Genomic DNA, 7,174 nt, shown 5'->3' with positions numbered 1-7,174 from the left:
GGGTAGCTGTCACCCGGCCCACCCCCGCCGCCGGTCGGAGGGGTGATCGTCCCGCCCGACGCCGCGATAGCGGGCGAGGCAAGGCTGGTGGACAGCAGCATCACCATCGCGGGCGGTACGGCAATTCCTCTTGCGAGAAAGGCGCGGCGATCCGTCGCCGCAGACATGCAACCCCTGTAATCCGTCATATCTTCCGCCGCTAAAAAGCGAGCAACGCCGAACCTTCCCGGGAGCGGCATTCCCAATCGAAAAGTTAACCCACCGACGCGCTGGGAGTTCCATTTCACTCTCAGCGGTTCATCGCAAAAAACGTTGCGTTTCCGGTATTTTCCGGGAAATCTGCGCAATTCTGACAGGTGCTCTAAACCATCGCATGACTTTGCGATCCTTCGCAAAGCGACTATTCCCGATGGCATATCGGCCACCACTGGCCCGAACCCAAATATCGGATGAAACAGATGCGCTATTTCACCCCCCTTCTCGCCGCCACCTTCCTGATCTCACCCACCCTGTTGCATGCAACGCCCCCGATGTTTGACACGGCCCGCGTCAGCCAGGATGTGAAGACCCTTTCCGACGATAGTTTCGAGGGACGCGCCCCGGCGACAGCCGGCGAGACGAAGACGGTCGACTTCATCAGCAAGCAGATGAAAGCCGCTGGCCTTCAGCCGGGCGGCCCCGGCGGGAAATGGACGCAGGATGTGCCGCTGCTGAAGTCCGACATCGTCGGCACGCCAGCGCTGTCGATGACGGTAGGCGGCACGGCGCGGGCGCTGTCGCAGGGCAATGAGATTGCCGTGCGCGCCGCGCTGACCGGTCAGGACCGGGTCGATCTCAAGGCGGCGCCGCTGGTCTTCGCCGGCTATGGCGTCAAGGCGCCCGAGCGCGGCTGGGACGATTTCAAGGGCGTCGACCTGAAGGGCAAGATCATCGTCGTCCTCGTCAACGATCCCGATTTCGAGGGTGGCGAAGGCGACTTCGGCGGCAAGACGATGACCTATTATGGCCGCTGGACCTATAAGTTCGAAGAAGGCGCACGGCAGGGCGCGGCGGGCGTGCTGGTCATCCACGAATATGAACCCGCCTCTTACGGCTGGGCGACAGTCAAGAATTCGAATACCAATACGATGTTCGATATCGTCCGCGCCGATCCCAGGGCCGAGCATGTCCCGATCGAAGGATGGATCCAGCGCGATCTCGCCGCCGACCTGTTCAAGGCGGCGGGCCTCGATTTCGCCGCGATGAAGAAGGCCGCGCAGAAGAAGGACTTCAAGCCGGTCGCGCTCAATGCGACGCTCGATGCCGCCTATGCCGTCAAGGTCGAGACGATCGTGTCGAAGAATGTACTGGGCCGGCTGCCGGGCAAGACCCATCCGAACGAATCCGTCATCTATTCGGCGCATTGGGACCATCTCGGCATCGGCCTGCCCGACGCGAAGGGCGACCGCGTCTATAACGGCGCGAAGGACAACGCCTCGGGCATCGCCGCGATGCTCGAACTGGGCCGCGCCTTCGCCAAAGCGCCGCGCACCGACCGGTCGATCGTCTTCCTGGCCGTCACCGCCGAAGAAAAAGGGCTGCTCGGCTCAGAATATTATGCCGCCAATCCGGTCTATCCGCTGGCGACGACCGCAGGCGTGATCAACATGGACAGCATCTTCGGCGAAGGCGCGGCGCGGGACTTCACCATCTCCGGCGTCGCCAAGCTCGGCCTGCTCGACTTGCTGATCGCGGAGGGCACGAAACTCGACCGCACCTACGCCCCCGATCCGCGCACCGAAACCGGCGGCTTCTACCGCTCGGACCATTTCACCCTGGCCAAACAGGGCGTGCCGGCGATCTCGTTCAAGCCGGGGCGCGATCTCGCCAATGGCGGCGTCGCGCGGGGCAAGGCGCTGGCCGATGCCTACACCAGGGACGCCTATCACCAGCCCGCAGACGAATGGAGCGCCGACTGGGACCTCTCGGCCCTGAAGCCCGACCTGACCCTGCTCTACAACACCGGCCGCGCGCTGGCCGACAGCCGTGCCTGGCCCGAATGGAGCGCCGGTTCCGAGTTCAAGGCGAAGCGCGACGAGACGGCCTCGGCGCGGAAGTAGCTCCTTTGGGGCCGGCTCCAGCCAGCCGGCCCCCGCTCTTTACGAAATCCTTATTCCGCGCGCCTGCTTCTCGCATGGCATTTTTACGCGCGCCTGTGGTCTGGCCCCCCTGGCTTTCGATTTTTCAGGGGAACTCATGTCCAGTCCAGCATCAGGTCAGAGCGCGCGCATCAAGACCGGCGCCCTGACCCTCGGCGCGATCGGCGTCGTGTACGGCGATATCGGCACCAGCCCGCTCTACGCCTTTCGCGAGGCGCTGGCCCAGTCCGCGGCGGGCGGCATCGTTCGGGCCGAGATATTGGGCGTGCTCAGCCTGGCGCTGTGGGCGCTCATCCTCGTCGTCACGATCAAATATATCCTGTTCCTGACGCGGACTGATAATGCGGGCGAAGGCGGCGTGTTGTCACTGATGGCCCTCGCCCGGCGTGCGACCGGGGGGTGGACGATCATCACCGTGCTGGGGGCGCTCGGCGCCGCACTCTTCTATGGCGATGCGATCATCACGCCCGCTTTGTCGGTCCTGTCAGCGGTCGAGGGGCTCAAGACAATCGATGGCATTGCGCCCTGGATGAGCGAGGCCCGGATCATCACCATTGCGGTGGGCATTTTGATCGGCCTGTTCGCGATCCAGTCCTTCGGTACCGCCAGCGTCTCCCGCCTGTTCGGGCCGGTCTGCGTGGTCTGGTTCCTCGCGATCGGCAGCGTCGGCCTGATGAACATCGCTGCCGCGCCAGAGATATTGCTCGCCTTCAACCCGCTATATGCGGTGGCCTTCATGCTCGAGCATGGCCTGATCGGCCTGTTTGTTCTCGGGGCCGTATTCCTGACCGTAACCGGCGCCGAAGCCCTGACCGCTGACATGGGTCATTTCGGCCGGTTGCCGATCCAACTCGGCTGGTTCCTCCTCGTATTCCCTTCGCTGACCCTCAACTATCTGGGCCAGGGCGCCTTCGCGCTCGACAGCCTGACCGCCGCACAGGCGTCGGGCCGAGCGCTCGCCAGCGCGGACTGGTTCTTCCTCATGACGCCGGAGAGCATCCGGCTGCTCATGGTCGCACTGGCGACGATGGCGACGATCATCGCCAGCCAGACGGTGATAACGGGCGCTTATTCGCTTACCCAACAGGCGATTTCGCTCGGGCTTTTCCCCCGCATGAAGATCCGCCAGACCAGCGAGGATCATTCGGGCCAGATCTATGTGCCGGTGATCAACTGGCTGCTGCTCGCCGGGGTGATGATCCTGATCCTGCAGTTCCGCAACTCGTCGGCGATGGCCGCCGCCTATGGCATCGCCGTAACCGGGACGATGGTGGTCACGACCTGCCTCGCCTTCATCGTGATCTGGAAGCTGTGGCAATGGCGGCCGCTGTTCGCGGCCCTGTTCATCGCGCCTTTCCTGCTGCTAGACATCATCTTCTTCGGCGCGAACATATTGCGCGTGATCGAGGGTGGCTGGGTGCCGTTGCTGATCGCAGCCGGAATATGCCTGCTCGTCCGCATCTGGCTGAAGGGCCGCGTCATCATGGCCGAACAACTCCACCGCGATAGGGTATCGCTCGACGAGCTCGCCGTTACGCTGGCGGCGCGTCCGCCGCACCGCATCGAAGGCACCGCCGTGTTCCTCACCGCCGATCCCGACGCCGCGCCGGTCGCGCTGCTCCACAATCTGAAGCACAACCGCGTGCTGCACCAGCGGAACATCGTCCTGACCGTGAGCAATGCAACGAAGCCGCGAATATCCGATGCGGAGCGGCTCACGATTGCACCGATTGACGCCAACTTCTGCCGGGCGACCCTGCGCTACGGCTATATGGAAAGCCCCGACATCCCCAGCGACCTGCACCGCTCGGGCGAGGTGCCGGCACGTCCCGGCGGCACATCCTTCTTCGTGGGGCGCCATATGCTGTCGGCAAGCCATGACGTGGGCCTGCCCTTCTGGCAGGATGTCATCTTCATCTTCCTGCAACGGAACGCGTCCGATCCCACCGCCTTCTTCCAGATTCCGCCCAACCGCGTCGTCGAACTCGGCACGAGGGTCGAGGTATAGGGTGGCTCACCATGGATGAGCGGGATTATCCGCCAGCGGTGAAGACGCCGGCCTTCGGCCGCTGGAGCATCGCGGCGGCGCTCCTCCTCGTCGGGGCTGCGACGGGCACGGGGGTCCTGCTCGGTGGCTGGCTGAGCCTTGCCAGCATAGCCTTCCTGCTGCTGATGCCAGTCATCGTCATGGCCGATCGGGGCGGTCTTTGGAGCGGATTGGCTGCCGCCATGCTGGCGCTGTTCTGTCTCAACTTCTTCTTCATACCGCCCACCTTCACGCTACAGGTGGCGCGGGCGGACAATATCGTCACCCTCGCGGTCTTCATCGGCGTCGCGATGACGGTGAGTTCGCTCGCCGACCGGCGGCGGCATCAGGCGCGGCTGTCCGCGCGCATCGCCATGGAAAGCGAATTGCTGGCGGCCCTGTCCCAACAGCTCGCGCACTTGTCCGATCCGGCGCTGATCCGCGAGCATCTCCGCGAGCGGCTGGGCCGGTGGACAGGCGGAGACGTCCGGTTCCTGACATCAGCGGACCTCGATGAAGGCGCAGTCGTCGAACCCATCGATCAGGCCGCCGCGCGATGGGCGATCGAACATGGCGATGCAGCGGGCAAGGGCAGCGCGATCATGCCGGGCGCGGAAGCCTGCTATCTGCCCTTCCGCATCCTGAAGGACGAGATATGGCTCGCGCAATTCTGGAGCGGCGGAATCGCGCCCCCGGTCCCGACGGAACGCACCAATTTCGTCCGGCAAGCCCTTGATCGTGGCGGCGACGCCCTGCACCGCGCCCTGCTTGCGGCCCGGCAGGCCGATATCGAGGCCCGGCAGCAGCATGACGCGTTACGCGAAACTTTGCTGGCGTCGATCAGCCATGACCTCCGCACCCCGCTCACCACGGTGCGCGCGGCGCTCGGGACGATACGGTCGGACGATCGCGGCGCGCTCGACAGCGCGAAGCAGGAAGCCGACCGGCTTGACCGCATGATCGGAAATCTTCTCGATCTCGCCCGATTGCGGACCGACGGCGGCGCGGTCGAGAACCTGCCGGTTGACCTGACCGATGCCGTGGATGCCGCACTGGACGCATTGCGAGCGATGCTGTCGGGGCGGCCGCTATCGATCGATATCGATGATGATTTGCCGCTCGTCCTGGCTGATGCCAGGATGCTGCACCATATGCTGATCAACCTGATCGAGAACGCCTGCAAATACAGCCCCGACGGCAGCGCGATCGACATCGCGGCGCGGCGCGAGGGCCACAGGGTCACCCTGTCGGTCGGTGATCATGGCAATGGCATCCCCGCATCGGATCCCTCCGAATTATTTGCCAGCTTCCGCCGCGGAGCGGACAGCGATCGGGTGCCCGGCAGCGGCCTGGGCCTCGCCGTCGTCGCCGGCTTCGCCGCCGCGATGCACCTCCGCGTTGACGCCGCGAACCGTTCGCCCGCCGGCGGCCCCGGTGGCGGAGCAATCTTCGCCATCCATTTTCCGGAGACCGCGACATGCTGACCCGGCAGCCGCGCGTGATGATAATCGATGACGAGGGCCAGATCCGGCGGCTGGTCGCCGTCTCGCTACAACGCGGCGGCTTCGATCCCGTCGAGGCCGCTTCGGCCGCGGCGGCGCTGGACGGCCTGGCTACCCGCCCTGTCGACGCCGCACTGATCGACCTCGGCCTTCCGGATCGCGATGGGCTCGAGCTGGTGTCGATGCTGCGTCAACGGGCCGATATCGCCATCATCGTGCTGTCCGCCCGCGACAGCACCGCTGACAAGATCGCGGCGCTTGATCTCGGCGCCGACGACTATGTCACCAAGCCTTTCGACACCGACGAACTGCTCGCCCGTCTCCGCTCCGCGCTGCGCCGCCGCGCGCCGCGCCCGCTCCACCCGGCCGCGCAGAGCTTTGGCGATGTCACGATCGACCATGACAAACGGCTGATTTATCGCGCTGGAACCGAAGTTCGCCTCACCCCAAAGGAGTATGCTCTTCTGGCGGAGCTCGCGCGCCACGCCGGCAAGGTCATCACCCACGCCCAGCTGCTTCGCACGATCTGGGGCCCCGCGCATGAACGGGACATCGAATATCTGCGGGTGACGACCCGCGCCTTGCGGCTCAAGCTGGAGCAGGACCCGGCGCGGCCGGCACTGATCCGTAACGAGCCCGGCATCGGCTATCGGCTCTGCGAGCCCGGACCGTCGCTCGGCTAGCTCCATACTGGATTGGCGATCCAGCCGTCCGTTACGCTTGCTTTATGGTTCTTGCCGCTACCCGCGAAGTGACGCTAAGGTTGGGCCAGGGCGGGAAATCTCAAGCTGGCTAGGTGCAGGCTCCCACATAGATCGGGAGGACGGGCTGCTGATTCAGGCATGAATGTCTGATCTCGGCTCAGCTTGAGACGTGAAGATCGACGCGGGTCGAGTATATTCTAAGCGGGGGGCACCGTGACAGAGCAGACAAAAGGGGCGCTCCCGGGCGTCGCCAGGCGGCCATTTTTACCGCCGATACATCTGTTGCGCGGGCTTGCCATAAGCATGGTCGTCTGTGCGCATTGCTGGCCCAGCATGCCGTGGACCCCCGGTGAGCTGAAGATGTTCCCGATCTTCTTCCGGCATATCACCACGACCCTGGTCTTCGTATCCGGCTTTCTGTTCCAATATACCGGGCTTCGATATTCCTATCGCCAATGTACGACTACAAATCTGAAGCGCCTTATCATTCCCTATATTCTATATTCTATCCCGATAATGCTGATCATCTTCTTCGTGAAGCGTCGTGCTGATGTCTGGCCGTGGCTGTACGAACTTCCTGATTATCAACAAATAATAGCCTTTCTTATCACCGGGAAGCACATGGTGCATTTCTGGTATATACCAGTTGCCATGCTTTTGGTGATCCTGTCCTTCGCGTTCAAGCTGATAGACCGATATAATCTATATTATATCTTCCTACCTCTGTCGACGGCAGTGGCTCTTATACTTGGACGAGACAGTTTATACGGTCTCTATGCTCCCATCGGAAAATTAATATTCGTT

At 63.5% G+C, this 7,174-nt stretch carries 5 protein-coding genes; all 5 read left to right on the top strand.

Annotated elements, in window-relative coordinates; all coding sequences use genetic code 11:
- Positions 1-458 precede the first annotated feature (458 nt).
- Positions 459-2,099 (top strand): M28 family metallopeptidase, encoded by a 1,641-nt coding sequence (locus WP12_RS21410; RefSeq protein WP_084691274.1) that lies wholly within the window; start codon positions 459-461, stop codon positions 2,097-2,099.
- A 136-nt stretch (positions 2,100-2,235) separates the two neighbouring features.
- Entirely contained in the window at positions 2,236-4,146 is a 1,911-nt protein-coding gene (locus WP12_RS21405; RefSeq protein WP_046195682.1) for a potassium transporter Kup, read from the top strand.
- 11 nt (positions 4,147-4,157) lie between these two features.
- Positions 4,158-5,648: a DUF4118 domain-containing protein gene (locus WP12_RS21400; protein WP_046195681.1), complete on the top strand. Its 1,491-nt coding sequence runs from the start codon at positions 4,158-4,160 to the stop codon at positions 5,646-5,648.
- Positions 5,642-6,349 (top strand): response regulator, encoded by a 708-nt coding sequence (locus WP12_RS21395; protein ID WP_046195680.1) that lies wholly within the window; start codon positions 5,642-5,644, stop codon positions 6,347-6,349. The genes WP12_RS21400 and WP12_RS21395 overlap by 7 nt, the downstream gene beginning before the upstream one ends.
- Positions 6,350-6,583: 234 nt before the next feature.
- A partial coding sequence (locus WP12_RS21390) for an acyltransferase family protein (RefSeq protein WP_046195684.1) occupies positions 6,584-7,174 on the top strand: 591 nt, incomplete at its 3' end.

This window comes from Sphingomonas sp. SRS2 (assembly GCF_000971055.1).
Lineage (GTDB): Bacteria > Pseudomonadota > Alphaproteobacteria > Sphingomonadales > Sphingomonadaceae > Rhizorhabdus.
Note: the sequence above shows the minus strand (reverse complement) of the source record. Positions and strands in the feature narration are given on the sequence as shown.

Coding starts and splice junctions, on each gene's coding strand:
- WP12_RS21410 (WP_084691274.1), top strand. CDS start 459: ATGCGCTATTTCACCCCCCTTCTCGCCGCCACCTTCCTGATCTCACCC.
- WP12_RS21405 (WP_046195682.1), top strand. CDS start 2,236: ATGTCCAGTCCAGCATCAGGTCAGAGCGCGCGCATCAAGACCGGCGCC.
- WP12_RS21400 (WP_046195681.1), top strand. CDS start 4,158: ATGGATGAGCGGGATTATCCGCCAGCGGTGAAGACGCCGGCCTTCGGC.
- WP12_RS21395 (WP_046195680.1), top strand. CDS start 5,642: ATGCTGACCCGGCAGCCGCGCGTGATGATAATCGATGACGAGGGCCAG.